The sequence below is a fragment of the Parabacteroides sp. AF27-14 genome, assembly GCF_003635425.1.
GTDB lineage: Bacteria > Bacteroidota > Bacteroidia > Bacteroidales > Tannerellaceae > Parabacteroides > Parabacteroides distasonis.
Window position 1 is genome coordinate 1 of sequence record NZ_QTLZ01000021.1, and the last position, 334, is coordinate 334.

At 55.7% G+C, this 334-nt stretch carries 1 protein-coding gene; it reads left to right on the forward strand.

Features of this window, described 5'->3' with window-relative positions; genetic code table 11:
* Nucleotides 1-7: 7 nt before the first annotated feature.
* The coding region (locus DWY79_RS23105) for a biotin/lipoyl-binding protein (RefSeq protein WP_233564007.1) at nt 8-334 on the forward strand (327 nt) is incomplete at its 3' end.

Below are 334 nucleotides of genomic sequence, written 5' to 3' on the forward strand. Positions count from 1 at the left end.
AAATTAGTTGGAGAAGAGAAATAAGGACATAGAACTGAGGAGCGAGGAGGTACTGGAGGTGATGGGGCAAGTGCCGGCCTGGATCGTACGGTGGGGGATAACGCTGCTGTTCCTCGTGGTCGTGACATTGCTGGTGGGAAGCTGTTTCTTCAAATATCCTGACGTGATCACGGCAGACATGACATTGACGGGGCAACATCCCGCGACGGCGGTAGTGACACGGGCAGCGGGAAAGATACAGGAGCTGCTCGTCAGGGATAATCGCCCGGTAAGGGAGGGGGATTGGCTGGCGGTCATAGAGAATCACGCCGACACGGACGATGCCATCTATCTG